The organism is Thermus altitudinis (assembly GCF_022760835.1).
GTDB lineage: Bacteria > Deinococcota > Deinococci > Deinococcales > Thermaceae > Thermus > Thermus altitudinis.
Window position 1 is genome coordinate 23245 of record NZ_JAKTNQ010000002.1, and the last position, 24528, is coordinate 47772.

Here is a 24528-nt window from a genome sequence, read left to right on the forward strand (position 1 = left end):
CTTCTAAACCTCCTCCCCCTCCCAAAGCCCCTCCCAAGGCTCCCTGGCCCGGAGCACCTCCCACCCCTCCCCCGTCCAGAGGAGCTCCAGGGGCCGCGGGGTGTCCAGGTACGTAAGGGCCATGCTACTCCCGTAGGCCCCGGCTTCCAGGATGGCCAGGGCCTCCCCCTCTCGGGGCACGGGAAGCCGCACCCCCCGGGCCAGGATATCCCCCGCCTCGCATGCCGGTCCCGCCAGGTCAAAAAGGGCCTCCTCCCGCCCCTCCGCCGGGTAAAGGGGAAGCACCGGATGGCGGGCCCCATATAGGGCAGGCCGCAGAAGGGTCGTCATGCCGGCGTCCAGGAGGATATACCGCCTTCGGGTTTCCTTAAGGCCCACCACCCTTGACACCAGGACCCCGGCCTCGGCCACCAGGTACCTTCCCGGCTCCAGCCACACCTGGGCCCCGTAAAGCCGGGCCACGCGCTCCATGGGCTCCCGGAGGGCCGCAAGGGGCAGGTCCAGGCCGAACCCCCCTCCCAGGTCCAAGACCTCCACCGGCCCCACGTGGGGATGGAGGGCCTCGAGGACCCCGTAGCCCCCTAGGAAATCCTCCACCTGGGCCAAGGCCGAGCCCAGATGCAGGTGAAGGCCCAAAAAGGCCAACCCCCCTTCGCGGATCGCCCTCACCAACCCTGGCACCGCCTCCGGCAACACCCCAAACTGGCTTTCCCCTCTCCCCGTGGCCAGGTGGCCATGGGTTTTCACCGGGAGATCCGGGTTCACCCGCAGCAGAACCCTGGCCCCGGGAAGGTACCGGGCCACCCGCTCCAGGTCCCCTTCGGAATCCAGCACCACAAGGGGTGCCCGCCCCTTAAGGCTGGAAAGCGCCTCTGAGGTCTTTACAGGACCGTTCCACACCACCTGGTCCGGGCCAAAGCCCGCCCGGTAGGCCCTGAGCACCTCCCCCAGGGAAACCGCCTCGGCCCCGAGGCCAAGGGCGCGGAGCCGCTCCAGCAGCCTCAGGCGGGGGTTGGCCTTCAAAGCGTAAAAGAGGCGGGCGAAAGGAAAGGCCTCCCTGAGGCGCATCAGCCGGGCCTGGATCCGCCCCCAGTCGTAGGCGTAAAAGGGCGTGGCGTACCGGTCCAGGGCTTCCCGCAAGGCCTTTTCAAAGGGGGGCTCCAGCATCCTACCCCTTTAGGCTTCCCAAGGTCAGGCCCTGGATGAAGTAGCGCTGGGCCAGGAGGAAGACCAGGATAGGGGGGATGGTGCCCAGGGTAAGCCCGGCCATGAGCACCGTCCACTCCGTGGAAAACTGCCCCTGAAAGACGGCCAATCCCACGGTTAAGGGGCGCATCTCCAGGGAGTTCGTTACGATAAGGGGCCAAAGGAAACTGTTCCAACCCGCCAGAAAGGTGAAGGTACCCAGGGTGGCCAGGGCCGGGGCTGCCAGGGGCAGGGCCACTTTCCAATAGACCTGCCAAGGGGTGGCACCATCCACGATGGCCGCCTCCTCCAGCTCCCGGGGAAGCTGGAGGAAGTGCTGCCGCATGAGGAATATGGCAAAGGCATCAAAGAGGCCCGGCAGGATCAGGGCGTAATAGGTGTCCACCCAGCCCAGGTTCCGCATGAGGATAAAGAGGGGGATGATGAGCACGTGCACGGGGATCATGAGGGTGGCCAGGAAGAGGAGGAACAAGGCCCCTTGCCCCCTAAAGCGGAAGCGGGCGAAGGCGTAGCCCGCCATGGCCCCGCTGGTCAGGTTGAGGAAGGTGAGGCCCAGGGCCACCGCCAGGGAGTTCAGGTACCAGCGGCCAAAGGGCACGCTGGTGAGGACCCGATGGTAGTTCTCCCAGTGCAGCTCCTTGGGCCACACCTCCACGGGAAGGTCAAACACCGCCCCCGGGGCCTTGAGACTGGTGGAGATCATCCAGAAGAAGGGTACCAGCATGGTAAGCCCCCCGGCCAGGAGGGCCAGGTAGACGAAGAGGTCCCAAAGCTTCCCCAAAAGCCTCACGTTTCCTCCACCACCCAGCGTTTGCGCAGGGTCCACTGCAGGTAGGTGAGGGCAAACAGGATGAGGAAGAGAACCCAGGCGATGGCCGAGGCATACCCCATCTCAAAGGGAAAGACGCCAAAGGCTTTGCGGTACAGGTAGAGCATCAGCACGTTGGTGGAATCCAAGGGCCCTCCCCCGGTCATGGTGTACACCAGGCCGAACACCTGGAAACCCCCGATCATGGCGAGAAGGGTGTTCAGGAAGACCGTGGGGGAGAGGAGGGGCAAGACCACATACACGAAGCGCTGCAGGTTGTTGGCCCCGTCCAGGCTGGCCGCCTCCAGGTACTCCTTGTTGATGTTCTGCAGCCCCGCCAGGAAGATGAGCATTCTCAACCCCACACCGGCCCACACCGAGGCCAGGATCACCCCCCACATGGCCCAGGCGGGGTCGGAAAGCCACCCCGGCCCCTCCCTGGCCAACCATTCCACCCAGGCGGGAGGGGTTATCCCCAAGAGGCCATAGGCACCCTGGATCCTCTCCCCCACCCAGCGCAGGAAGAGGTTCACCGGCCCCACGGTGGGGTTTAGGATCCAGCGCCACAGGAGGCCCACCGCCACCACACTGGTCACCGTGGGCAGGAGGTACAGGGTGCGAAGGAGCCGCACCCCAGGCCAGGGGCGGTTCAGACCCAGGGCCAGCAGCAAGGCCACAAGGATCTCCAAGGGGACCGCCACCCCCACGTAGAAGAAGGTGTTGATGAAGGCCTTGTGGAAGACGGGGTCCTCGAGGAGCCGGCGGTAGTTCTCCAACCCCACCCAGCTTTCCCGAAGGGTGGCCAGGCTAAGAGGCCTTAGCCCATCGTAGGAAACGAAGGAGAGGAGGAGGCTGGTGAGGATGGGCCCCAGGTTGAAGGCCAGGAAGCCCACCAGGGAGGGAAGGAGGAAAAGCAGGGGGAACCGGTAGTAGGCGCGCACGGGGCCTCCTGGCCTGGGGTCTTACCGCCTCCTCTTCCGCTCGGCCTGGACCTCGTCCAGGATCCTTTGCACCTGAGGGGCCACGCCGTCCAGGGCCGCCTTCAGCTCAGCCTTACCTTGCCACACGGGCTCCAAAGCCTTGTTGATGAGCTGCAAGGCCTCGTTCCAGCGCTCAAAGGTTTCCGTGGGCCTTGCCGTACGGTTTACGGTGAGGAAGTACTGCTGGTTCTTAGGAGGCGGGGGCACGAAGAAATCCCGCAGGTTCTGGATGCTCCGCTCCACGTTCCTCACGTCCACCCCCCGGGCGGGGATGATGAGCCCGGTCCTGGTGAAGAGGCGGCTGGCCTCGGGGCCCGCCAGGAAGGAGAGGAGTTTCCAGGCCGCCTCGGGGTTTCTGGTCCCGGCGGCCATCACCCAACCGGAGCCATCTATGTCCACGATGCTCCCCGCCTTACCCCGGGGGAAGGGCACCACATCAAAGTCAAACTTGGCCCGGGCCTTCAGGGTGGGCACCCGCCAGCGCCCGTCCACGATCATGGCCGTCTGGCCATTGAGGAACATGGTGAAGGCCCCCCGGTCCTGGGCCTCCTCGGGGGTAGGGGCCACGCGATGCCGGTAGCGGAGGTCCAGATAGAACTGCAAGCCCTCCAGGGAAGACGGGCTGTTCAGGAGAAAGCGGCTGTGGTCCTCGGAGTAAAACCGCCCGCCGGCGCTCCACACCCAAGGCTGCCAGAAGAGGTAGAAGGTCTGGAAGGAAACCCCCCACTGCACCCGCTTGCCTTCCCTCTCCACCGTTAGGGCCTTAGCGTAACGGAGGAAGTCCTCCCAGGTCCAGTCGGGCTTGGGATCAGGGAGGCCCGCCCGCCGCAAAAGGTCCCGGTTGTAGAAGACCACCAGGTTAGACACATCCCGGGGTAGTCCGTACTGCTTCCCCTCCCATTGGAAGGCCTTGAGGATGCCCGGGAAGATATCCGCGGTGGGGTACTTGTCCCGTTGGATGAAGGCGTCCAGGGGAGCCAGGACACCCCTCGAGGCCATCCCCGGGAAGTCAATGTTGTTGAGGAAAAAGACATCCGGCGGGGTACCGGCCGCCATCATGGCGGTGATCTTGGCCAGGTACTCCCCGGAGGGGATGTTGATGTACTCCACCTGGATGCCCGGGTGCTTCTCCTGGAAGACCTTGAGCACTTCCTGGTAAGCCTTGATCTCCTCCTGGCTTCCCCAACTGGCCAGGACCAGCTTCTGGGCGGAGGCTAGGCCCAAAAGCCCAACCAAAACCACCGTCCACCACTTCTTCATGGCGCACCTCCGTACACCCATTGCCCCGTAGGGGCGTAGACCCCTGCGAGGGCTTCCAACGCGGCCCGGACCTGGACCGCGCGGTAGCCGTGGGTTGCCAGGTAGCCCGCAGGCCTCCCGGGGAGGAAGCGGAGATCGTCGGGATTGCCCAAGGCTACCAGGTAAAGGGGTTTGCCAAGGGCCAAAAGCTCCTTGACCAAGGCCCTTTGCCCCTCCTTGAATCCTCCAAGCCAGCGGTAGGTGGAAACCACCAGGCGCTCCCCCTTTCTGGCCTCCGTCAGAGCCCTTTGGATCTCCGCCGGGGTGGGGTCCTCGGAAAGGTTGAGCCCGCGGCTTCCGGGAAGGTGCTGAGGGGCCAGGTCCGCCAGGGTGGGTTCGGCCCCGTACCGGTCGGAAAGCCTTAGGCCCAGGACCAAGGTACCCTCCCCCGGGATGGGAAGGGATCCGAAGAGGCGCACCACACCCCGCCGGGCCGCCTCGAGGGCCAAAGCCTCCTCCTCCCTGGGGGAGAAGGGGCATTCCCCCGGGCCCGCCCTAAGGGCCTGGGCCCGTTTCCTGGCCTCCTCCGCCCGCGAGAAGGGGATCTCCTTGCCCAGGGCCCTAGATAACCGGGCATACACCTCCCGGACCGCCGCCTCATCGGGCTCCAGAAGGAGGAGGTCGGCCCCCGCCCTCACGGCCAGGACCGCGGCCTCCCCCGCCCCGTAGTGGCGCCGAATGGCCCCCATGGCCAGGTCATCGGTAAGGATCGCCCCAGAAAAGCCCATCTCCTTGCGGAGCAGGCCGCTGAGGATCCTGGCCGAAAGGGTGGCGGGGTACCGGGGGTCCAGGCTGGGGAAGAGGATGTGGGCGGTCATGAGGGCGGGCATCCCCGCGGCCACATAGCGGCGAAAGGGAAGGAGTTCCGCCTTCTCCAGGGCCTCCTTGGGCTTGTCCACCCGGGGCAGGTCCAGGTGGGAGTCCACCCCCGTGTCCCCATGCCCGGGGAAGTGCTTGCCCACGGGCTTCGCCCCGGAGCGCAGCACCCCCCGGGCAAAGGCCAAACCCATACGGGCCACCCGCTCCGGGTCAGCGCCGAAGGAGCGGAGACCGATGATGGGGTTATCGGGGTTGGTGTTCACATCCAAAACCGGGGCCAGGTTCACATCGGCTCCCAGCCGACGCACCTGGCACCCCAAGGCCCAGCCCACCCGCTCCACCAAGCCCTCATCCCCGCTGGCGGAAAGGGCCATGGCCGAGGGAAAGCGCACCACCCCCTCCCGAAAGCTGGTGAAGGGTCCTCCCTCCTGGTCCACCAGGAGGAGGAGGTTGGGGTCCAGGGCGCGAAGGCGGGCCACCACCCCTTGGGGATCCCGGCGCAGGTTGGAAGGATAGAGGATCACCCCAGCCGGCCGCACCTCCCGGATGAGCTTGGCCGGCACCTCCTCCCCCCTAAAGCTCACGATGAGAAAACTTCCCGCCTGGGCCGCCGCCATTCCCATACCGGCCAAGAGGGCCAAAATCCTCACCTCCCCACCTCCGCCAAAGCCCCCCGGACCCCCTTTTCCTCCAGCAAGGCCAAGGCCTTTTCGGGCTCTACTCCCAAGGCCACCAAGGCCGCCAGGGCCGGGTCGGGGTAGGCCTCGAGGAGCGCCCTTGCCTCCTCCTCCCCTACCCCCGCCATCTCCCGCACCATGCCCACCCCCCGCTCCCGGAGCTTGTGATTCTGCACCCGCATCCGGGCCATGCGGTTTCCGTAGACCCTACCTAAGAGCACCATGACCAAGGTGGAGAAGAGGTTGAGGGCCACCTTTTGCGCGGTGCCGGCCCCCAGCCGGGTGCTTCCCGCAACGGGCTCAGGGCCCGTGTCCAGGAGAACAGGGTGGTCCGCCTCCGCAAGCAAAGGGGTTTCAGGGTTGCTGGCGAAGGCCACGGTAAGGACCCCTTGCTCCTTGGCTCCCCTGAGGGCCCCCAGGGTGAAGGGGGTCTGGCCGCTCGCCGCCACCGCCACCAAGACGTCCCCCCTCCCCAGGCTTCGGCCCTGGGCTAGGCCTTCCTCATACCGGTCCTCGGCCCCTTCCACCGCCTTAAGAAGGGCCTCCTCCCCTCCGGCCAGGAGGAAGCGCACCCGGGAAAAGCCAAAGGTGGGCCATAACTCCACCCCGTCCAGCACGGCCAGTCGCCCACTGGTCCCAGCCCCGGCGTAGGCCAAGACGCCTCCCGCCCGCAGCCGCTTTGCCGCAGCCGCCGCTCCTTCCCTTAGGGCGGGAAGGGCTGGCCCTATGGCGGCGACGGCCCGGAGCTGGGCCTCAAAGAGGGCCTCGAGGACCTCCTCCGCCGGCCATAGGTCCAGGTCTTGGTACCGCCGGGCCACCTGCTCCGTCATCCCCTCACCTCCGCCGCCAAGGCATTCCCCACCGCCCGGCGCAAGGGGGCGAGGGAAGGGCGGTGGCGGGTGGGGTGGATGGCGTTGGTGAGGAGGGCCCAGGCATACCCTCGCTCAGGGTCTACCCACACCCCCACCCCCGTGAAGCCCGTGTGGCCAAAGGCCCTTTCCGACGCCAGGCTTCCCCCATGCCAACCAGGCCGTTTCCTCTCCCAGCCCAGAAGCCGCTCCCCGTGGGGCCTTTGCATCTCCTCCAAGGCAGCCCGGGAAAGCCAGGTGCCCTGGAGGATGGCCGCCAGCTGGTCCAGAACGCCCCCCAGGGTGCCGAAAAGCCCCGCGTGGCCCCCCGCACCCCCAAGGGCAAAGGCGTTTTCATCGTGCACCTCCCCCCGGAGCACCCGCTTCCTCCAGGGACAAAGCTCCGTGGCCACGCTCCGCTCGGGAGGCGGGGAGAAGCTGAGACCCTCGGGTAAGGGAAAAGCCGCAAGGGGCTTGCCCCGCAAACGTTCCAGGAGAAGACCTAGGAGGATATACCCGATGTCCGAGTACCCCGGTTCCCCCAAGGGCCAAGGGTGCTGGAGCACCCGGGCCCTTAGACCTTCCCCTGCCCCCCAGGTGTACAAGGCCTCCCAGGCCGGGAGGCCCGCCGCATGGGCCAAAAGCGCCCGCACGCTCACCCCCTTGAGGGGGTGGTCCTTGAGCCAAAGCATCTCGGGAAGATGCTGGGAAAGGGGGTCATCCAGATCCAAAAGCCCCTCCTCCACCGCCCGCAGCACCTCCCGCAAGGTGAAAAGCGGCTTGGTGAGGCTGGCCAGGTCAAAGTAGAAGCCCTCTTCCAGGGGCACCGGTTCGGGTACCCTTTGGGCCCACCCCAGGTGAAGGGTCTCCCTTCGGCCATCGGCATGGACCACCCCGAGGGCCGCGCCAGGAACCATACCCTTGGCTACAGCCTCCTCCACGAGGGCCCTGGCCCGCATAGCCCCAAGTGTATAACGGCCTGCTATTGGTAGGCAAGTGGTACAATGCGGCCATGGCCCACGGCCCCCTGTACCTGGAACTGGCCCGGCGGCTAAGGGAGGGTATCCTTCAGGGCAACTTCAAGGACGCCCTTCCGCCGGAACGGGCCCTGTCCGAGGCCTTCGGGGTTTCCCGGGATAGCGTGCGCAAAGCCTTGGACCTTCTGGAGGAGGAAGGCCTGGTGGTGCGCCGGCAGGGGAGCGGCACCTTCGTGGCCAAAAGGGCCACCTTCCGCACCCGCCTTAGGGGTTTTAGCGAGGAGATGGAAGCCTTGGGCATGAAGCCCAGCACCGAGGTCCTGGGGGTGGAAAAAGGTCCCGCGGCCCCGGAAGAGGCCATGGCCCTGGGGCTTTCCCCGGGGGAGGAGGTGCTCCGCCTCCTCCGCCTGAGGCTTGCGGACGGGGAACCCATGGCCCTGGAGCGGGCCACCTTGCCCGCTTGGGCCCTGGCGGAACCGCCGGAGGGCTCCTTGTACCGGGCCCTCGAGGCCAAAGGGTTGAGGCCCGTGCGGGCCCTCCAACGCCTGCGTGCGGTGGCCGCCCGGGAGGAAGCCAGGCTTCTTGGAGTGGAGCCGGGAAGCCCCCTGCTCCACCTGGAACGGGTAAGCTATCTGGAGGACGGTAGGCCCGTAGAACGGGTGAAGAGCTGGTACCGGGCGGATCGGTACGAACTCCTGGTGGAGCTCTCATGAGGGTACTGGGCCTCATGTCGGGAACCAGCGCCGACGGGGTGGACCTGGTCCTGGCGGAGTTTTCCGGCTCCCCTCCAGAGGTGGCCCACCGGGTCCTGGACCACCGGGAGGTGGCTTACCCCCAGGACTTACGGGCCCGGGTGCTTCGGGCCATGCGCCAGGCCGACACCCGGGAAATCGCCCTCCTCCACCACGACCTGGGCCGGTTCTACCTGGAGGCCGCCCTTCCTTTTAAGGGCAAAGCCCAGCTGGTAGCCCTGTCGGGCCAGACCGTGTGGCACGAGCCCCCGAGGGCCACCTTCCAACTTGGGGAGCCCAGCCACCTGGCCCTGGGCCTAGGGGTGCCCGTGGTCTACGGCTTCCGAAGCATGGACCTGGCCGCAGGGGGCCAAGGGGCTCCCCTGGTGGCCTACCCAGACCTCCTCCTCTACGGGGAGGCAGGCAAGCGCAAGGCGGTGCACAACCTTGGGGGAATCTCCAACCTGACCTATTTCCGGGGAAAGGATCCGGACTCCCTACTGGCCTTTGACACCGGCCCTGGGATCTGCCTCTTTGATGAGGGGGTCCAGACCCTGGGCCTCCCCCTGGAAGAAGCCGTGGACCTAGCGGAAAGGGCCACCCCCGACGAGGAAGCCCTGGCCCAGTGGCTCCGGCATCCCTATTTCTCCCTTCCGCCTCCCAAGACCACGGGGCGGGAGGTCTGGCGGCTTGGGAACCTCTCCCCCCTCCCCCAGGAAGCCGGGGCCCTCCTCCGCTCCCTTTTGGAGTTAACCGCCAGAAGCATCCTCCAAGCCTACCGCCGGTTCGTGGGCAGGGTGGACCGGGTTCTATTGGCGGGGGGCGGGGCCAGGAACCGGGTTCTGGTGGGGCTTCTCTCCCAAGAGCTTCCCGTGGAGGTCATGGGGAACCCCAAGGTAAGGGAGGCCTTGGCCTTCGCCCTTTTGGGTTATCTCTATGCCCAAGGAGAGGTCAACGTCCTGGGCCGGGCTACAGGTGGCCGTAACCTAAGGGCCGGCCAGGTGGTGTACCCAGGCTAGGAGAAAGGCATGCTGCAAGGTTACATCCTTACCCCTCAGGGCTTCCTGCGCGGCCGCCTCCACTTCTCCGAGGCCATTGAGGCCATAGAAGAGGCCCCCGTGGACGGCCCCCTCATCCTACCCGGCTTCCTGGACCTCCATGTGCACGGGGGAGGAGGCAGGGAGGTGATGGAGGGCCCAGAGGGCGTGGAGGCCACGGTGCGCTTCCACCTCCGCCACGGCACCACCGGCCTTTTGGCCACCACCGTGACCGCCCCATTAGGGTCGCTGGAAAAGGCTCTTAGAGGCATCCGAGAGGCCATGGAAGGTCCCCTAGGGGAAGCCCTTCTGGGAGCCCATTTAGAAGGTCCTTTCCTCAGCCCAGGCCGCCTGGGGGCCCAGCCCCCCTTCCCTCTCCCCCCAGACAGGGAGGTGGCCGAGCTCCTCCTCTCCCTAGCCCCTGTACGGGTGGTAACCCTGGCCCCGGAGCTTCCCGGGGCTCTGGGGCTCGTCCGCTTCTTGGCGGAAAGGGGGGTGCGGGTCCAGCTGGGGCACACGGAAGCCGGTTACGAGGAGGCCTTGGCGGCCCTGGAGTCCGGGGCCCTGGGCTTCACCCACCTCTACAACGCCATGACCGGCCTCCACCACCGCACCCCCGGGGTAGTGGGCCTGGCCCTGGAACGAGGCGGGTGGGCGGAACTCATTCCCGATGGCCTCCACGTCCACCCCGCTGCCTTAAAGGTGGCCCTAAAGGCTATCCCTGGCCTCTACTTTGTGAGCGATGCGGTGGCGGCAGCGGGGATGCCGGACGGCACCTATCCCTTGGGAGCCCACCGGGTGGAGAAGCGGAAAGAGGGGGTCTGGCTGGGCGAGTCCCTGGCGGGGAGCACCCTCACCCTGGACCAGGCCCTAAGGAACCTGGTGGCCTGGGGGATACCCCTGGAAGAAGCCGCCCGGAGGTTATCCTGGTACCCAGCCCGTTACCTGGGCCTTTCTGACCGAGGGGAGATCGCCCCCGGCAAGCGGGCGGACCTGGTGGTGCTGGACCAGGGGCTTAAGGTGCTGGAGGTCTACTTGGGAGGACAAAGGCTGGTCTAGCTTCCCCTTGGGTACAACGCATCCCTTAGTTCGTCCCTCAGAAGGCCATGCTCTTTCTCGCTATACCTTGCTCCATGGGTGCTCGAGGTCGGGGCCCGGAGGAGGAATGCCCCGGTCCCCACCTGGTGGGGTGGTATCAAAGGGGCGGGCTGAACCGCCCATCCACCGCTGTCCACCCCCCGTCCACCAGGAAGAGGGTCCCGGTGACGTAGCTGGAGGCCGGGGAGGCCAGGAACACCACGGCCATGGCCACCTCCTCGGGCTTTCCCCAGCGCCGGAGGGCCGTCTTCTCCGCATAGGCCTGGTACCAGTCCGGGTGCGCCTTGATGGGGGCCGTAAGGGGGGTTTCTATGGGTCCAGGGGCCACAGCGTTGGCCCGCACCCCAAAGGGCCCAAGTTCGGCAGCCAGGGTACGCATGATCTGGAGGATCCCCGCCTTGGTGGCGGCGTAGATCCCCTGTCCTGGCTCCACCACCACGGCCCGGATGGAAGCGAAGGCGATGAGGCTACCTCCGCCCTGCTCCCGCATCACCTGCCCCCCAGCCCGCAGAAGCCTTAGGGTCCCCTTTAGGTTGAGGTCCACCACCCGGTCCACCTCCTCATCAGCGTAGTCCAAAAGGGGCTTGCGCACGTTGACGGCCGGGGTGGAGACCAGGGTGTCCAACCGGCCATGGCTCTGGTACACCTGCTCCACCAGCCGCCTGGCCCCTTCCCTGTCCATTAGGTCTAGAACGTGCCCTTCCGCCCTACCCCCTTGGTCATGGATGGCCCTCAAGGCCTCCTCCAAGCCCCTCTCATCCCGGTCCGCCAACACCACCCTAGCTCCGAAGGCCGCCAAGGCCTCGGCTGAAGCCCGCCCGATCCCGGAGGCTGCACCCACCACCAAGGCCACATGCCCCTCAAGGTTAAAGAGGTTCCGGTAGTCCTTCATGCCTTTTCCTCCTTTCCTTGGCCCCAGCATACCGCGGTATAATCGGTATGAAGCCTATGGAAAAGGCCCTCCTGGCAGCCGAAGCGGTGGAGGAAAGGGAGGTGGTCGACCTCCTTCGCAGCCTGGTACGGATCCCCAGCCACTACCCGGGCCCTGGGGAAGAGGGAGTGGTGGCCTTTCTGGAAGAGTACCTAAGGGAACGGGGCCTCCACCCCTTTCGGCAGGAGGTAACCCCCGGCCGGCCCAACCTGATGGCCGATCTGGGGGAAGGGGAAGGAGGGCTGATCCTGGAGGGCCATACGGATGTGGTGACCCCCGGGGAGGAAGGGCTTTGGCGCCACCCTCCCTATGCCGGGGTGGTGGAGGGAGGGCGGCTTTACGGCCGAGGGGCCTGCGACATGAAAGGGGGCCTAGCCGCCTTGGTGGGGGCCCTATTGGCGGTGAAACGGGCCCTAGGCCATCTAAAACGCCCCCTGCGCCTAGCCGCCCTGGCCGACGAGGAAGGGATGATGCTGGGGGTAAAGGCCTTTCTAAAGGAAGGCTTGGCCCGCGGCTTCCGGGGGGCCTTGGTGGCCGAGCCCGAGGAGATGGAGATCTGCCTTTGGCAAAAGGGCGCCCTGCGCCTAAAACTCCCTTTCCTCGGAAAAATGGCTCACGGGGCCATGCCCTATGCGGGGGAGAACCCTATTCCCAAGGCTGCCCGATTCATCTTGGAGCTAGAAGCCTTACAACTAGAACTTCAGGAAACCTTTTCCCATCCTTTCCTCGGTCCCCCCTACCTTACCCCCACCCAGGTGCTGGCCAGCGCCGGCGAAGGGCAGCTGAACGTTATCCCCGTCCAGGCGGAGGTAGTCCTGGACGTGCGCACCGTGCCAGGATTGGACCACGGAGAACTGGTGGCCAGGATCCAGGCCTTGGCGGAAGCCGAGGTGGAGGTCTTGGAGGACCGTCCTCCCGTGGAGACACCGAAGGAGGATCCCCTGGTTCAGGCGGCGGAGGAGGCCCTAAAGCTTCTTGGACTCCCCCTGCGTTACGGCGGGGTGCCAGGGGCCACGGACGGTACCTTCCTCCGGGCCTGGGCGGGCCTTCCCGTGGTGGTCATGGGCCCTGGCGGGAAAACCCTGCCCCACCAGGTGGACGAGTGGGTGGACCTGGAGGAGGTGGTCCAAGCCGCCCGGGTTTATGCCGCCTTGGCGGTACTCTATCTGGAGTAGGTACCTCGGGGATGGGAACCCCCGAGCATAGCATGAGGAGAGGGAGGGAAAACATGAGGAAGCGATTGCAGTTGTTCCTGCTGGTTAGCCTAGGCCTGGCCCTGGCCCAGCCGAGTGGAGGAGAGCTTCGGGTGGCCATCCTGGCCGAGCCTCCCGTCTTGGACCCCACGGCCTCCACCAGCCAGGAGATCCCCCGCATGCTCTACGACAACGTCCTCCAGGGCTTGGTCAAGTTCAACGAGAAGGGGGAGATCGTTCCTGCTTTGGCCGAGCGCTGGCAGGGAAGCCCCTCCAGCCTCACCTGGACCTTCCACCTGCGCCGGGGGGTGCGCTTCCATAACGGTGCCCCCTTCACCGCCGAGGATGTGGTCTTCAAGTTCAACCGCGCCCGGGATCCCAAGTCCGGCCACACCCACCCCGAGTACTACCAGGACATCCAAAGCGTGGAGGCCAAGGACCCCTACACCGTGGTCTTCCGCCTTCGCCAGCCCAACCAGGACTTCCTCTTCAACCTGGCCCGGCCGGACTCGGTGATCGGACCCAAGGGCCGGATGGAGGAGCAGAGGACTCAGCCCATCGGCACCGGGCCCTTCCGGTTCGTGGCCTGGGAACGGGGAGTAGGGGTGCGGCTGGAGCGGTTTGAAGGGTACTACGAACCCGGCCTACCCTATCTGGACCGGGTCTTTTTCCGCTTCATGCCCGATCCAAACGCCCAGCTCGCCGCCCTCAGGGCCGGGGACATCCAGGTGATCGGCCTGGGGGTGAGCCCGGAAGCCGCCCTGGTGCTCCAGCGAGACCCCAACTTCAAGGTGGTCACGGGATTTACCACCACGGAGATCACCGTGGGGATGAACAATGGTCGCCCGCCCTTCAACGACCTCCGGGTGCGGCGGGCCATCCAGCATGCCGTGGACAAAAAGGCCTTGGTGGAAGGGGTGATGCTGGGCTATGGCACCCCCATTGGCAGCCACCGCTCTCCCGGGGAAAGTTGCTACGAGGACCTCTCCGGCTATTACCCCTACGACCCGGCAAAGGCCCGGGCCCTGTTGCAAGAGGCAGGGTATGGACCCAACAACCCCTTGCGCTTCACCTTCACCCTAGCCGCCCCCTACCCCTATGAGAGGCGGCTTGGCGAGGCCATCGCCGCCCAGCTCTCCCAGATCGGGATCCAGGCAAGGCTGGAGGTGGTGGAGTGGGCCACCTGGCTTTCTCGGGTCTTCCGGGGGGCCGACTACCAGATGACCATCATCGGCCACTCCGAGCCCCACGATATCGGCATCTACGCCAACCCGAACTATTATTTCCGCTATGATTCGCTCCGCTTCCGGGAGCTCTACACCCGGTACCTGCGCACCCCCGATCCCAAACGGGCCTGCGAGATCATGAAGGAGATGCAACGTCTCTTGGCCCAGGACGCGGTGAACCTATGGGTGATGAACGCCCCCTATATCGCCGCCATGCGCAAGGAGGTCGTGGGCTGGTGGCAGAACCAGCCCACCCCGAGCCTCAACGTGACCCGGGTTTACCTGAGCCGCTAGATGCGAAGCTTTCTCCTGAGGCGGGTCCTCCTGGCCCTGGCCACCTTGTGGCTGGCCTCCAGCCTGGTCTTCCTCTTTCTCCTCTTCCTCCCGGGGGACCCGGTGCAGGCCATCCTGGGCCTCGAGGCGTCTCCAGCCGCTCGCCAAGCCCTGGAACGGGCCCTCGGCTTGGACAAACCTCCCTGGGAACGCTATGCGGACTGGCTCACCCGCACCCTCCGCCTAGACCTTGGGGAGTCCATCCGCTACGGAAAGCCCGTGGGTGAGCTTCTGGAAGAAAGGCTTCCCCTCACCCTGGGCCTCGTCCTCCTGGGGCTTGGTGGCGCCCTTTTCCTCGCCCTACCCTTGGCCCTGTTGGCCCTTCGGTTTCCCTTTTGGGACCTGGCCCTAACCGGCCTCATGGCCCTTTTGCAGTCCGTACCCACCTTCTTCCTGGGGGTGGTCCTCCTCTACGCCCTGGCGGTGCACCTGCCCCTCTTCCCCGCCAGCGGCTTCCCAGGGTTTTCCAATCCATGGGAAGCCCTGCGCCACCTTTTCCTCCCCGCCCTCACCCTGGCCCTTTCCCGGGCGGCCATCCTCTTTCGCATGGCCCGGGGGAGCCTTCTGGAAGTGATGGGCCAGGACTACATCCGCACCGCCCGGGCCAAGGGGGTCCCCGAGACCTGGGTGCTCTTCAAGCACGCCCTAAAGCCGGCAAGCCTTCCCCTGGTCACCGTGCTGGGCCTGGAGGGAGGGTTTCTCCTCACGGGAGCGGTGGTGGTGGAGGTGGTCTTCGCCTTGCCGGGGATGGGGAGCCTGGCCCTGACCGCCCTCGAGGCCCGCGACTACCCCCTTCTCCAGGGCCTGGTTTTGGTCATGGCGGCCCTCATCGTCCTCTTCAACCTCCTGGTGGACCTCCTCTACGGCCTCTTGGACCCACGGGTGGCGTATGCGTAGCCCAAGCCTCTTTATAGGCAGCCTCCTGGTGGGCCTCTTCCTCCTCATGGCCCTGGCCTCCTACCTCTACCCCGTGGACCCCAACGCCCCCGACTTCCTCCACCGCCTTGCTCCCCCCTCCCCCAGCCATCCCCTGGGCACCGACCCCCTGGGCCGGGACCTTCTGGCCCGGCTTCTTCACGGAGCCAGGAATGCCCTTGTGGTGGGGGGTATCGCCGTATCCGTGGGCTTCGCTCTGGGAGTGGTCTCGGGCCTTCTTGCGGGGTACCTAGGCCGTTACTGGGACGGCATCTTAAGCCTTCTCATGGAGGCCCTCTACGCCCTCCCCGGCTTGCTCCTCGCCCTCCTCTTCGCCGCCCTCATGGGGCCCGGTATGGTTAGCAGCATGCTGGCGGTGGGGCTTTCCATGGTGCCTGCCTTCTTCCGGGTGGCCCGGGCGGGAGCCATGAGCTTAAAAACCACCCCCTTCGTAGAGGCCGCCTTGGCCTTGGGAGCCGGCCCAGGGCGGGTGGTCTTCCGCCATCTCCTTCCCAACCTCCTAGGACCCCTCCTGGTCCAGGCCAGCCTGGCCTTCGCCGCTGCCTTGTTGGCCGAGGCCGCCCTTTCCTACCTGGGCCTAGGGGTCCAACCCCCTAACCCTAGCCTGGGCCGCATGCTAAGGGAGGCCCAGGGCTTCCTCCCCCTTTCCCCATACCCCGCCCTGGTCCCGGGAGTGGCCCTATCCTTGACGGTCTTGGGCTTTAACCTCCTCGGGGATGGGCTTCGTGACCGCCTTGATCCCCGGCGTTAGACACTTGCATACCTTTGCGGGAATGTGGTAGTTTTTGCCCGAAAGGAGGCAAGCATGTGCGCTCCTCTGGTAATGGAGGCGGTGGCGAAGGAGATCTCCCGCAGGGCGCTTTTGGGTGCGGGGCTTGCCCTTCTGGCCAGCCGCTCCCTGGCCCAGGCCCCTGTCCCTGGCCGAGCCTTTAGCCGGGCGGTGGACCTCACCCACGAGCTTTCCCCGGAGATCCCTCTCTTCCCCGGGGCCGAGCCCATGCGCATCACCACCTTGGTCACGGTGCGGCAAAACGGCTACTACGGTAACCGCATTGACCTCTGGGAGCACTCGGGAACCCATATGGATGCCCCCGCCCACTTTGCGGAAGGGGGGCTTACCGCGGAGAAGCTACCCGTGGAGACCCTTATCGCTCCCCTGGCGGTGATCCACATCCACGAGAGGGCCGCCCGGGACCCCGATGCCCAGGTGACCGTGGACGACATCCTGGCCTACGAGCGCCAGCACGGCCGCCTGCCCAAAGGGGCCCTGGTGGCCATGCACTCGGGCTGGGAAGCCCGTTGGCGTGACCCCAAGGCCTTCTTGAACCAAGACGCCGCGGGTACCCTCCACTTCCCCGGCTTCTCCCCGGAGGCAGCTGAGTTCTTGGTGCGACAGCGGGAGATCGTGGGGGTTGGGGTGGATACGCTTTCCTTGGACCACGGTCCCTCCAAGGACTTCAAGGCCCATCTGATCCTCCTGGGCGCAGGGAAATATGGCCTAGAAAACCTGGCCAACCTGGCCCAGGTGCCCCCAGCGGGGGCCCTCATCTTCGTGGGAGCTCCTAAGCACCGGGGGGCCTCGGGTGGCCCGGTGCGGGCGGTGGCGGTATGGTGATCTCCTGGCTTCGGGTTCCTGAGGAGAAGGAGCTTGCCCCGGAGGTACGGGAGCTCTTCGCCCGCTTTCAAGAAAAGATGGGGTTTGTGCCCAACGTGGCCCGGGCCTTTGCCTTAAGCCCACGGTTTCTCCTTTGGTTCCGTTACTACGACGCCCTCATGCGGGGGGAGGGCCTCCTCTCCCGGGAGGAACGGGAGGCCATGGCGGTGGCCATCAGTGGCGAGAACCGGTGCGAGTACTGCGTGGCCAGCCACAAGCGCTATCTAGAGGACCTCACTGGGGACCCCGTCCTTCCTGAGGTCCTGGCCGCCAACCCCCGCCGAGCGGAGATGCCCTCGAGGATGCGGGCCCTCGTTGAACTTGCCCTGAAGATCACCCACGAGCATTACGCCATGACGGAAGGGGATCTGGCCCCCCTTAGGGAAGCAGGCCTAAGCGACGAAGCCATCTTGGAGGCGGTAGAGGTGGCAGCCATGTTCAACTTCACCAACCGGCTCTTGAACGCTGTGGGCATAAAGCCCAACCCCGAATACTACGCATGAGGCTTCTGGAGCTCCGCCAGGTCTCCGTCAGCTTTGGTCCCTATGTGGCTGTGGAAGGGGTGAGCCTGGGCCTTGCCCCTGGGGAGTTCGTGAGCTTAGTGGGCCCCACGGGCTGTGGCAAAAGCACTCTTCTCAACGTGGCAGCAGGACTTCTCGCTCCCAGCGAAGGGGAGGTGCTCCTGAACGGGAAACCCCTTCGGGGGCTTAACCCCGTTGCTGGTTACCTCTTCCAACAGGACGCCATCCTCCCCTGGAAGACGGCCCTAGACAATGTCGCCCTGTCCCTGGTCTTCCGGGGGGTGCCGTGGCGGGAAGCCCGGGAACGGGCCCAAGCCTGGCTGGAGAAAGTGGGCCTGGGCCGCTTTCCCCGCCACTACCCCCACCAGCTTTCCGGGGGGATGCGCAAGCGGGTAGGCCTGGCCCAGGTGCTTATCGCCAATCCCAGACTCCTCCTCATGGACGAGCCCTTTTCCGCTTTGGACGTGCAGACGCGGCAGCTCATGGAAAACGAGCTCCTGAGGCTCTGGCAGGAGGACCGCAAGACGGTGCTCTTCGTCACCCACGACCTCGAGGAGGCCATCGCCCTCGCCGACCGGGTGGTGGTGATGTCGGCGGGGCCCCGCTCCCGGGTCATTGGGGAGTTTCCCATCCCCCTGCCCCGGCCCCGGGATGTGGCGGAAATCCGGCTCACGCCCGAGTTTTTGCGCTTGCACCGGAAGATCTGGGAGCTTTTAAGGGGGGAGGTGATGCGGGCCCATGCGGGGGCTTAGATTAAGGATTTGGCAAGCGGGCCTGCTCCTTTTCCTGCTGTTGTGGTGGGAGTGGGCCTCGAGGACCGGCCGCCTGGACCCCTTCTTCTTCTCAAAACCCTCGGATATTGCTGGAAGGATCTGGCGCTGGCTCAGCACAGGGGAGATCTACCCCCACCTCTACATCACCACCCTGGAGATGGTCTTGGCCTTTTTCTTCGGAACCCTCCTTGGGGTGGTCCTAGGGCTTTGGCTGGCCCTGGCCCCCAGCGTAGCCGCCGTCCTAGACCCTTACATCAAGGCCTTGAACGCCATTCCCCGGGTGGTCCTGGCCCCCATCTTCACCCTTTGGTTCGGCCTAGGGGTGCTCTCCAAGGTGGCCTTGGGCATCACCCTGGTCTTCTTCGTGGCCTTCTTCAACACCTACCAGGGGGTCAAGGAGGTGAGCCCCGTAATCCTACAGAATGCTCGGCTTCTCGGGGCCCGGTCTGGTCATCTTCTTGCCCACGTATACCTCCCGGCCGCAGCCAGCTGGATCTTCTCAAGCCTGAGAACCTCTATTGGCTTCGCGGTGATCGGGGCCGTGGTGGGGGAGTACCTGGGGAGCGCCGCCGGCCTGGGCTACGTCATCGCCCAGGCGGAAGGGGTATTTGACACCACGGGGGTGTTCGCTGGCATGGTGGTGCTGATGGTTTTCGTGCTGGTCTTGGATGCCCTGGTGGGCCAGGTGGAAAAACGGCTGGTCCGCTGGCACCCCAAGGCGGAAGGGATTCAAGGATAAAGGAGGAGGTGGTATGAAAAGGCTTTTTCTCACAGCGCTGGTGAGCTTCCTGGCCCTAGGGATGTCTTTGGCGGAAGCCCAGGCTGCTCCTAAGCGGGTGGTCCTGGGGGTGGGGGGAAAGACGGCGGTGGTCTACCTGCCCCTCACCGTGGTGGAGCGCCTGGGATTCTTTAAGGAGGAGGGCCTGGACGTGGTGATCCAGGACTTGCAGGCGGGCTCGAGGGCCCTCCAGGCCCTGGTGGGAGGGAGCGTGGAGGTGGTGATGGGCTTCTACGACCACACCATCCAGATGCAGGCCCAGGGTCGGGATATCGTGGCCTTCGTTCAGGTGGGGCGGTACCCGGCCATCGTACTGGGGGTGCGCACCGACCTGGCGGACCAGGTCCGGAGCATCGCCGACCTCAAGGGCCGGAAGGTGGGGGTCACGGCCCCGGGTAGCTCCACGCACTTTTTCCTCAACTACCTCCTGGTAAAAAACGGGCTTAAACCCGCAGACGTATCGGTAATCGGCGTCTCCGTGGGAGCCCAGGCCGTAGCTGCCGTGCAGAACCGGCAGGTGGAGGCCCTTTCCAACGTGGAGCCTGCCATCACCCTCTTAGAGGAACGGGGCCTCATCAAGGTGCTGGCGGATACCCGTAGCACCAAGGGTACGCGGGAGGTACTGGGAGGAGAATATCCTGCCGCGGTCCTCTACACCACCCGGGCATGGCTGGACCGCAACCCCGACACGGCCCAGCGCCTGGTAAACGCCATGGTGCGGGGCCTGAGGTGGATGCAGGGCAAGACCCCTGAGGAAATCGCCGCCGTCCTGCCGGAGGAGTATTTCCTGGGCGACCGGGCTCTGTACCTCAAGGTCCTCAAAAACTCCTTGGAAGCCTTCTCGCCCACAGGGCGGTTCAGCGACACCGCTCCCCTACGGCCTCTTACCGTACTTTCCGCTTTCGACCCCAACGTAGCCCGGGCCAAGATCGACCTCAAGCGCACCTACACCAACGAGTTCGTGGACCGGGTGCCCAAGCGCTAGAATGCGATAGGAGGTGCATAGGTATGCGGAGCCTGTTGGTAGGCCTTGTCGTATGGGTAGTAGCGGCCCAAGCCCAGACCTGGAACATGGCCACCCCCTATCCCCCGGCCAACTTCCACACGCAAAACATCCAGCAGTTCGTCAAGGAGGTGGAGGAGGCCACGGGAGGGCGGCTAAAGATCACTGTCCACCCCGGCGGTTCCCTCTTCCCCCATCCCCAGATCCTGCCGGCGGTTAGGAACGGGCAGGTGCAGATGGGGGAGGTGCTCATGTCCCTTCTGGCCAATGAAAACCCCCTCTTCAACCTGGACTCCATCCCCTTCGTGGCCACCAGCTACGAGGAGGCGCGCCGGCTCTACCAGGCCCAGCGTCCGGAGGTGGAGAAATGGCTGGCGCAACGGGGCGTGGTCTTTCTTTACGCGGTGCCCTGGCCACCCCAGGGGCTCTACACCAAACGGCCTGTAAACTCAGGGGCAGATCTGAAAGGCATGCGCTTCCGGGCTTACAACCCGGCCACCGCCCGGATGGCGGAGCTTCTTGGCATGTCCCCGGTGCAGGTGGAAGCCGCCGACATCCCCCAGGCCTTCGCCACCGGGATCGTGGAAGCCATGATCACCTCCCCGGTAACAGGGGTAGATAGCCAGGCCTGGGACTTCGCCCGCTACTTCTACGACGTGAAGGCCTGGATACCCAAGAACATGGTGGTCATCGGCCGGAGGGCCTTTGAAAGCCTTTCCGCCCAAGACCGGGAAGCCCTGTTGCAGGCGGCCAAGCGGGCAGAGGAGCGGGGCTGGCGGCTGAGCCAGGAGCAGGAGGAAAAGGCCCTGCAGACCCTGGCGAGCCGGGGTCTGCAGGTGGTCAAGCCCTCCCCTGCCCTGCTGACCGACCTCAAGAAGGTGGGACAGACCATGATCCTAGAGTGGCAAAGGCAGGCCGGGGCCACGGGGGTAAAGGTCTACCGGCAGTACCTGGGGCGATGAGCCTGTTGAGGAAGGTCCTCGAGGGCCTCTTCCGCCTCTCCGAGCTCCTTGCAGCCCTCATGGGGCTCTTCATCCTCCTGGTGATCCTGGCCCAGGTAGCGGGGCGGTACCTGGGCTTCGTGGTGCCCTCGGCCTTGGAGATGGCAGGGTTTGCCACGGCTGGGCTCATCTTCCTGGGCCTGGCCCCCACCCTGAGGGCCGGGGGGCATATCCGGGTGCGGGTTTTGCTGGAGAGGTTGCCAAAGCCGGCAAAGCGGTGGGCGGAGTCCATGGCTCTGGGGCTCGGGTTGCTCGCCACCCTTTACGCCACCTGGCACGCCTGGCTTAGGGTGGGGGAAAGCTACCGCTACGGGGACCTGGCCCCGGGACTCCTTCCCCTACCCCTTTGGCTGCCGCAAAGCTTCCTGGCAGTGGGCCTCACCTTCTTCACCCTAGCCCTCCTTGAGGTGGGTCTGAAAACGTGGAAGGGAGGGGAGGGATGAACCTCTTAGGGGAGAGTTTCATCCTGGTGGGCCTTCTCTTGCTTCTCCTGGCCTTGGGCGTCCATGTGGGCCTGACCCTCCTGCTGGTGGGAATGGCTGGGCTGGCTTTTTTTACCTCCGCCCCGGTGGGACCCAACCTGGCCACCGCCCTTTGGACCTCCACCTCGGGTTGGAGCCTAGCCGCCTTACCCCTGTTTGTTTGGATGGGGGAAATCCTCTACCGCTCCCAGCTGGCCCAGGGGCTTTTCCAGGGGCTTAGCCCCCTTCTTTCGCGTCTCCCTGGAGGGCTTCTCCACGTGAACGTGGTGGCCAGCGCCCTCTTTGCCGCCGTCATCGGCTCTTCCGCCGCCACCACCGCCACCGTGGGCCGCTTCACCCTACCGGAGCTGCTGCGCCGCGGCTATCCCAAGCCCCTGGCCCTGGGTTCCCTAGCGGGGGCCGGAACCCTGGGCTTCCTTATCCCTCCCAGCGTCATCATGATTGTCTACGGGGTTATGGCCGAGGTCTCCGTAGCCCGCCTCTTCATGGCGGGGGTGGTACCGGGAGCGGTCCTAACCTTGCTTTTTATGCTTTTGGTAGCCATTTTGGCCCTTCGCCACCGCAAGGAACTTCCCCGGGAGCCCCAAAAACCTCTGGCCCAGGTCCTGGCCAGCCTCCTGGGTGTTTTCCCCGTGCTCTTCCTCATCCTTTTGGTCTTAGGCTCCATCTACCTAGGGGTGGCTACCCCCACGGAAGCAGCGGCCATCGGCGTAGCCGGGTCGCTTCTCCTGGCGGGGCTAAACCGGGAACTGTCCCCCAGGATGTTCTGGGAAAGCCTAATGGGGGCCATCCGCACCACCAGCATGATCGGCCTGATCCTGGCGGGGGCGGGGGTCCTGACCCTGGCCATGGGCTTCACCGGCATCCCCCGGGCCCTGGCCGCTTGGGCGGTGGAGGCAGGGATTACCCCCGTGGCCCTCATCTTCTTCCTTAGCCTGGTCTACATCGTTTTGGGCTGGTTCTTGGACGGCATTTCCATAGTGGTCCTCACCATCAGCGTGATCCTGCCCGTGGTGAAGGCCATTGGCGTGGACCCCTTGTGGTTTGGGGTCTATCTGGTCATCATGGTAGAGCTGGCCCAGATCACACCCCCGGTGGGTTTCAACCTCTTCGTCATTCAGTCCCTAACCGGGGAGGACCTCTTCCACATCGCCCGCTACGCCCTGCCTTTCATGGGGGTACTTCTCCTGGTGGTGGTCCTCCTGGTGGCCTTTCCGGGGATGGCCCTTTGGCTACCCCACACCATGACGGGGGGCTAGGCTAAGAAAGGAGGCGGCCATGACCGTAGACCTGAACGCCGACGCCGGAGAGTCCTACGGGGTCTTTTCCTACGGGCACGACCGGGAGATCTTCCCCTATGTAACCTCGGTGAACCTGGCCTGCGGTTTCCATGGGGGTAGCCCCACCCGCATCCGGGAGGCGGTAGCCCTGGCCAAGGCCCACGGGGTGGCGGTGGGCGCCCACCCGGGCTTCCCGGACCTGGTGGGCTTTGGCCGCAGGGAGATGGCCCTAAGCCCCGAGGAGGTGTACGCCGATGTCCTCTACCAGGTGGGGGCCCTTTACGCCTTCCTGCGGGCGGAGGGCCTAAGGCTTCACCACGTGAAGCCCCACGGAGCCCTTTACCTCAAGGCCTGCCGGGACCGGGAAACCGCCCGGGCCATCGCCCAGGCGGTGAAGGCCTTTGACCCCCAGGTTCCCCTGGTGGTGCTTCCCGGAACCGTGTACGAGGAGGAAGCCCGGAAGGCCGGGCTTAGGGTGGTCCTCGAGGCCTTCCCCGAACGGGCGTACCTGAACAACGGCCAGCTGGCCCCCCGCTCCCTGCCTGGAAGCTGGATCAGCGATCCCGAAGAAGCTGCCCGGCGAGCGCTGAGGATGGTTTTGGAAGGGAGGGTGGAAGCCCTGGACGGCGGGGAGGTGGAGGTCCGAGCGGAAACCCTCTGCATCCACGGGGATAACCCCAACGCCCTCCAGGTGGTGCGGGCGGTGCGGAAGGCCCTGGAGGAGGCGGGGATAGAGATGAGGACCTTCTAGCCCCAGAAGGAAGCTAGCGCCAAAGTCCCTTCTCTCGGAAGAAGCGCACCGCCCCGTCATGATAGGGGACCTTTCCCCCACGGGAGCGCATGGCGTTTTCCAATGTGGTATCCCGAGCCGGAGCCACCGCCGCATGTAAAGTAGACAGGTTCTCAAACACTGTTTTGACGATGGTATAGGCCACGTCCTCGGGAAGGCTAGCAGGACACACAAATACGTTCCAAAAAGTAAGGGTTGGGGTATCATAACGGGTGTTGTACACGCTCTTGGGGATGATCCCCGTATCCACCACTCCGGGAAAGCGGCGCATGAGAACCTGAACCGCAGTACTTTCCTTGGGAAGAGGAATCAAGTACAGGCGCTTTCCTTTACGGGAAAGGCTTCCCGATAGCTCCAAAATACTCCCCGTCGGAAGCCCTCCGGACCAGAAAAAGGCATCCAAGTTTCCCTCGGAAAGCATCTGGGCACTTTCTGCCACTCGGGTCCTCTCCCACTTGGCGAAATGCGTTCGAGGATCGAAGCCGGGAAGGGCAGCAGACATGAGAATCCTGGCCTCATACTCAATAATACCCCCAGGCACCTCCGTGGAAACCCGTTTCCCTTTCAGGTCCTGAAGTACACGGATCCCGCTGCCCTCCGTGGTCACTACATGGAAGTAATTGGGGTACATGGTGAAAAGGATGCGCACTGGAACAGGCCTCCCTTGAAAGCGCTCCTCGCCTTGGTAAGCCATCAGAACGGCATCAGGAAGCGCAGTACCACAGTAGAAAACGCCTCTAGCCGCATCCGTGCGATCACGAAGGAGCATAAGATTTTCTATAGATCCCCCAGACTGCATGGCCTGGGCATGAACCACCCCTGTTCTGTTCAGGATCTCCGCCACCGTGGTGCCATAGTAAAAGTAAACCCCACCAACGCCACCGGTGCCGATAAGGATTTGAGGTTTCTGTGCCAAAGCAAAGCTTAAGGCCCCCAAAACGAAATAGACGCACACGCCTCGTCTCATGGTCACCCCCTGATTTGGTTAACCTCGGTTACCACATATTCATTATGCCACTCCAGCTGGGCTTTGCTGAGATGTGGTTCAAAGTGAAATCCTTATCCACGATTCATCTCAGTAGTCAACAGGCACAATAAAGCAGGTAGCGGATTTAATGCAGGCACAAGCCCAATTTTCTAAACCCAA

General features: G+C 65.1%; 25 protein-coding genes. 16 read left to right on the forward strand and 9 right to left on the reverse strand.

Going from position 1 to position 24528, the window contains the following annotated elements; translation table 11 throughout:
• Positions 1-3: 3 nt before the first annotated feature.
• Genes lysA through L0D16_RS01295 form a run of 7 tightly spaced genes read right to left on the reverse strand, consistent with a single transcriptional unit; the run spans position 4 to position 7596 of the window.
• A complete protein-coding gene (gene lysA, locus L0D16_RS01265; protein ID WP_243029531.1) occupies positions 4-1167 on the reverse strand; it encodes a diaminopimelate decarboxylase in 1164 nt (387 codons plus the stop codon).
• 1 nt (position 1168) lies between these two features.
• Positions 1169-1996, reverse strand: a complete 828-nt coding sequence (locus tag L0D16_RS01270) for a carbohydrate ABC transporter permease (protein ID WP_243029532.1) — start codon at positions 1994-1996, stop codon at positions 1169-1171.
• On the reverse strand, positions 1993-2955 hold the full coding sequence (locus tag L0D16_RS01275) for a carbohydrate ABC transporter permease (protein WP_243029533.1): 963 nt from the start codon (positions 2953-2955) through the stop codon (positions 1993-1995). Before L0D16_RS01275 ends, L0D16_RS01270 begins: the two co-directional genes overlap by 4 nt.
• Before the next feature lie 21 nt (positions 2956-2976).
• The gene (locus tag L0D16_RS01280; protein WP_243029534.1) at positions 2977-4254 is read right to left on the reverse strand and encodes an ABC transporter substrate-binding protein; all 1278 of its coding nucleotides are present in this window, start codon (positions 4252-4254) and stop codon (positions 2977-2979) included.
• Positions 4251-5762, reverse strand: a complete 1512-nt coding sequence (locus L0D16_RS01285; RefSeq protein WP_341474610.1) for a glycoside hydrolase family 3 N-terminal domain-containing protein — start codon at positions 5760-5762, stop codon at positions 4251-4253. Before L0D16_RS01285 ends, L0D16_RS01280 begins: the two co-directional genes overlap by 4 nt.
• Positions 5759-6619: an N-acetylmuramic acid 6-phosphate etherase gene (locus L0D16_RS01290; RefSeq protein WP_243029535.1), complete on the reverse strand. Its 861-nt coding sequence runs from the start codon at positions 6617-6619 to the stop codon at positions 5759-5761. The genes L0D16_RS01285 and L0D16_RS01290 overlap by 4 nt, the downstream gene beginning before the upstream one ends.
• Positions 6616-7596: a serine hydrolase domain-containing protein gene (locus L0D16_RS01295; RefSeq protein WP_243029536.1), complete on the reverse strand. Its 981-nt coding sequence runs from the start codon at positions 7594-7596 to the stop codon at positions 6616-6618. The genes L0D16_RS01290 and L0D16_RS01295 overlap by 4 nt, the downstream gene beginning before the upstream one ends.
• 53 nt (positions 7597-7649) lie before the next feature.
• On the opposite strand from L0D16_RS01295, the gene L0D16_RS01300 reads away from it, so the two are divergent.
• From L0D16_RS01300 to nagA, 3 genes are read left to right on the forward strand one after another with little or no spacing between them, the layout of a single operon-like run.
• Complete coding sequence (locus L0D16_RS01300) at positions 7650-8327, forward strand: GntR family transcriptional regulator (protein WP_243028834.1); 678 nt, start codon at positions 7650-7652, stop codon at positions 8325-8327.
• Positions 8324-9364 carry an anhydro-N-acetylmuramic acid kinase gene (locus tag L0D16_RS01305; RefSeq protein ID WP_243029537.1) on the forward strand — a complete coding sequence of 347 codons (1041 nt, stop codon included), beginning with the start codon at positions 8324-8326 and terminating at the stop codon, positions 9362-9364. The genes L0D16_RS01300 and L0D16_RS01305 overlap by 4 nt, the downstream gene beginning before the upstream one ends.
• A 9-nt stretch (positions 9365-9373) precedes the next feature.
• Positions 9374-10441: an N-acetylglucosamine-6-phosphate deacetylase gene (gene nagA, locus L0D16_RS01310; protein ID WP_243029538.1), complete on the forward strand. Its 1068-nt coding sequence runs from the start codon at positions 9374-9376 to the stop codon at positions 10439-10441.
• Positions 10442-10577: 136 nt separating this feature from the next.
• On the opposite strand, the gene L0D16_RS01315 is transcribed toward nagA, so the two are convergent.
• Positions 10578-11372 (reverse strand): SDR family NAD(P)-dependent oxidoreductase, encoded by a 795-nt coding sequence (locus L0D16_RS01315; protein WP_243029539.1) that lies wholly within the window; start codon positions 11370-11372, stop codon positions 10578-10580.
• A 56-nt stretch (positions 11373-11428) separates the two neighbouring features.
• Here L0D16_RS01315 and L0D16_RS01320 point away from each other — a divergent pair, with 56 nt between their 5' ends.
• From L0D16_RS01320 to L0D16_RS01380, 13 genes are read left to right on the forward strand one after another with little or no spacing between them, the layout of a single operon-like run.
• Positions 11429-12586, forward strand: a complete 1158-nt coding sequence (locus L0D16_RS01320; RefSeq protein ID WP_243029621.1) for a M20 family metallopeptidase — start codon at positions 11429-11431, stop codon at positions 12584-12586.
• A 53-nt stretch (positions 12587-12639) separates the two neighbouring features.
• Positions 12640-14124 carry an ABC transporter substrate-binding protein gene (locus L0D16_RS01325; protein ID WP_243029540.1) on the forward strand — a complete coding sequence of 495 codons (1485 nt, stop codon included), beginning with the start codon at positions 12640-12642 and terminating at the stop codon, positions 14122-14124.
• Entirely contained in the window at positions 14125-15060 is a 936-nt protein-coding gene (locus L0D16_RS01330; protein WP_243029541.1) for an ABC transporter permease, read from the forward strand.
• Positions 15053-15850, forward strand: a complete 798-nt coding sequence (locus L0D16_RS01335; RefSeq protein WP_243029542.1) for an ABC transporter permease — start codon at positions 15053-15055, stop codon at positions 15848-15850. The genes L0D16_RS01330 and L0D16_RS01335 overlap by 8 nt, the downstream gene beginning before the upstream one ends.
• Positions 15851-15904: 54 nt before the next feature.
• The gene (locus tag L0D16_RS01340) at positions 15905-16714 is read left to right on the forward strand and encodes a cyclase family protein (RefSeq protein WP_243029543.1); all 810 of its coding nucleotides are present in this window, start codon (positions 15905-15907) and stop codon (positions 16712-16714) included.
• On the forward strand, positions 16708-17256 hold the full coding sequence (locus L0D16_RS01345; protein ID WP_243029544.1) for a peroxidase-related enzyme: 549 nt from the start codon (positions 16708-16710) through the stop codon (positions 17254-17256). The genes L0D16_RS01340 and L0D16_RS01345 overlap by 7 nt, the downstream gene beginning before the upstream one ends.
• The gene (locus tag L0D16_RS01350; RefSeq protein ID WP_243029545.1) at positions 17253-18026 is read left to right on the forward strand and encodes an ABC transporter ATP-binding protein; all 774 of its coding nucleotides are present in this window, start codon (positions 17253-17255) and stop codon (positions 18024-18026) included. The genes L0D16_RS01345 and L0D16_RS01350 overlap by 4 nt, the downstream gene beginning before the upstream one ends.
• Positions 18013-18786, forward strand: coding sequence for an ABC transporter permease (locus L0D16_RS01355; protein ID WP_243029546.1), 774 nt, complete (start codon positions 18013-18015; stop codon positions 18784-18786). The genes L0D16_RS01350 and L0D16_RS01355 overlap by 14 nt, the downstream gene beginning before the upstream one ends.
• Positions 18787-18799: 13 nt before the next feature.
• A complete protein-coding gene (locus tag L0D16_RS01360; protein WP_243029547.1) occupies positions 18800-19810 on the forward strand; it encodes an ABC transporter substrate-binding protein in 1011 nt (336 codons plus the stop codon).
• A 23-nt stretch (positions 19811-19833) separates the two neighbouring features.
• On the forward strand, positions 19834-20790 hold the full coding sequence (locus tag L0D16_RS01365; RefSeq protein ID WP_243029548.1) for a TRAP transporter substrate-binding protein: 957 nt from the start codon (positions 19834-19836) through the stop codon (positions 20788-20790).
• Positions 20787-21272 (forward strand): TRAP transporter small permease, encoded by a 486-nt coding sequence (locus L0D16_RS01370; RefSeq protein ID WP_243029549.1) that lies wholly within the window; start codon positions 20787-20789, stop codon positions 21270-21272. The genes L0D16_RS01365 and L0D16_RS01370 overlap by 4 nt, the downstream gene beginning before the upstream one ends.
• Positions 21269-22570, forward strand: a complete 1302-nt coding sequence (locus L0D16_RS01375) for a TRAP transporter large permease (RefSeq protein ID WP_243029550.1) — start codon at positions 21269-21271, stop codon at positions 22568-22570. The genes L0D16_RS01370 and L0D16_RS01375 overlap by 4 nt, the downstream gene beginning before the upstream one ends.
• Positions 22571-22589: 19 nt before the next feature.
• Entirely contained in the window at positions 22590-23342 is a 753-nt protein-coding gene (locus L0D16_RS01380) for a LamB/YcsF family protein (protein WP_243029551.1), read from the forward strand.
• Between the two features lie 13 nt (positions 23343-23355).
• Here L0D16_RS01380 and L0D16_RS01385 read toward each other — a convergent pair whose 3' ends face one another.
• The gene (locus L0D16_RS01385; protein ID WP_243029552.1) at positions 23356-24348 is read right to left on the reverse strand and encodes a TAXI family TRAP transporter solute-binding subunit; all 993 of its coding nucleotides are present in this window, start codon (positions 24346-24348) and stop codon (positions 23356-23358) included.
• Positions 24349-24528 lie beyond the last annotated feature (180 nt).

What these genes read in the sequence shown, in the direction of transcription:
- L0D16_RS01300 (WP_243028834.1), top strand. Translation starts at nt 7,650, where the DNA reads ATGGCCCACGGCCCCCTGTACCTGGAACTGGCCCGGCGGCTAAGGGAG.
- L0D16_RS01315 (WP_243029539.1), bottom strand. Translation starts at nt 11,372, where the DNA reads ATGAAGGACTACCGGAACCTCTTTAACCTTGAGGGGCATGTGGCCTTG.
- L0D16_RS01375 (WP_243029550.1), top strand. Translation starts at nt 21,269, where the DNA reads ATGAACCTCTTAGGGGAGAGTTTCATCCTGGTGGGCCTTCTCTTGCTT.
- L0D16_RS01340 (WP_243029543.1), top strand. Translation starts at nt 15,905, where the DNA reads ATGTGCGCTCCTCTGGTAATGGAGGCGGTGGCGAAGGAGATCTCCCGC.
- L0D16_RS01335 (WP_243029542.1), top strand. Translation starts at nt 15,053, where the DNA reads ATGCGTAGCCCAAGCCTCTTTATAGGCAGCCTCCTGGTGGGCCTCTTC.
- L0D16_RS01370 (WP_243029549.1), top strand. Translation starts at nt 20,787, where the DNA reads ATGAGCCTGTTGAGGAAGGTCCTCGAGGGCCTCTTCCGCCTCTCCGAG.
- L0D16_RS01355 (WP_243029546.1), top strand. Translation starts at nt 18,013, where the DNA reads ATGCGGGGGCTTAGATTAAGGATTTGGCAAGCGGGCCTGCTCCTTTTC.
- L0D16_RS01280 (WP_243029534.1), bottom strand. Translation starts at nt 4,254, where the DNA reads ATGAAGAAGTGGTGGACGGTGGTTTTGGTTGGGCTTTTGGGCCTAGCC.
- L0D16_RS01350 (WP_243029545.1), top strand. Translation starts at nt 17,253, where the DNA reads ATGAGGCTTCTGGAGCTCCGCCAGGTCTCCGTCAGCTTTGGTCCCTAT.
- L0D16_RS01345 (WP_243029544.1), top strand. Translation starts at nt 16,708, where the DNA reads ATGGTGATCTCCTGGCTTCGGGTTCCTGAGGAGAAGGAGCTTGCCCCG.
- L0D16_RS01290 (WP_243029535.1), bottom strand. Translation starts at nt 6,619, where the DNA reads ATGACGGAGCAGGTGGCCCGGCGGTACCAAGACCTGGACCTATGGCCG.
- nagA (WP_243029538.1), top strand. Translation starts at nt 9,374, where the DNA reads ATGCTGCAAGGTTACATCCTTACCCCTCAGGGCTTCCTGCGCGGCCGC.
- L0D16_RS01320 (WP_243029621.1), top strand. Translation starts at nt 11,429, where the DNA reads ATGGAAAAGGCCCTCCTGGCAGCCGAAGCGGTGGAGGAAAGGGAGGTG.
- L0D16_RS01360 (WP_243029547.1), top strand. Translation starts at nt 18,800, where the DNA reads ATGAAAAGGCTTTTTCTCACAGCGCTGGTGAGCTTCCTGGCCCTAGGG.
- L0D16_RS01325 (WP_243029540.1), top strand. Translation starts at nt 12,640, where the DNA reads ATGAGGAAGCGATTGCAGTTGTTCCTGCTGGTTAGCCTAGGCCTGGCC.
- L0D16_RS01305 (WP_243029537.1), top strand. Translation starts at nt 8,324, where the DNA reads ATGAGGGTACTGGGCCTCATGTCGGGAACCAGCGCCGACGGGGTGGAC.
- L0D16_RS01295 (WP_243029536.1), bottom strand. Translation starts at nt 7,596, where the DNA reads ATGCGGGCCAGGGCCCTCGTGGAGGAGGCTGTAGCCAAGGGTATGGTT.
- L0D16_RS01380 (WP_243029551.1), top strand. Translation starts at nt 22,590, where the DNA reads ATGACCGTAGACCTGAACGCCGACGCCGGAGAGTCCTACGGGGTCTTT.
- L0D16_RS01330 (WP_243029541.1), top strand. Translation starts at nt 14,125, where the DNA reads ATGCGAAGCTTTCTCCTGAGGCGGGTCCTCCTGGCCCTGGCCACCTTG.
- L0D16_RS01385 (WP_243029552.1), bottom strand. Translation starts at nt 24,348, where the DNA reads ATGAGACGAGGCGTGTGCGTCTATTTCGTTTTGGGGGCCTTAAGCTTT.
- lysA (WP_243029531.1), bottom strand. Translation starts at nt 1,167, where the DNA reads ATGCTGGAGCCCCCCTTTGAAAAGGCCTTGCGGGAAGCCCTGGACCGG.
- L0D16_RS01365 (WP_243029548.1), top strand. Translation starts at nt 19,834, where the DNA reads ATGCGGAGCCTGTTGGTAGGCCTTGTCGTATGGGTAGTAGCGGCCCAA.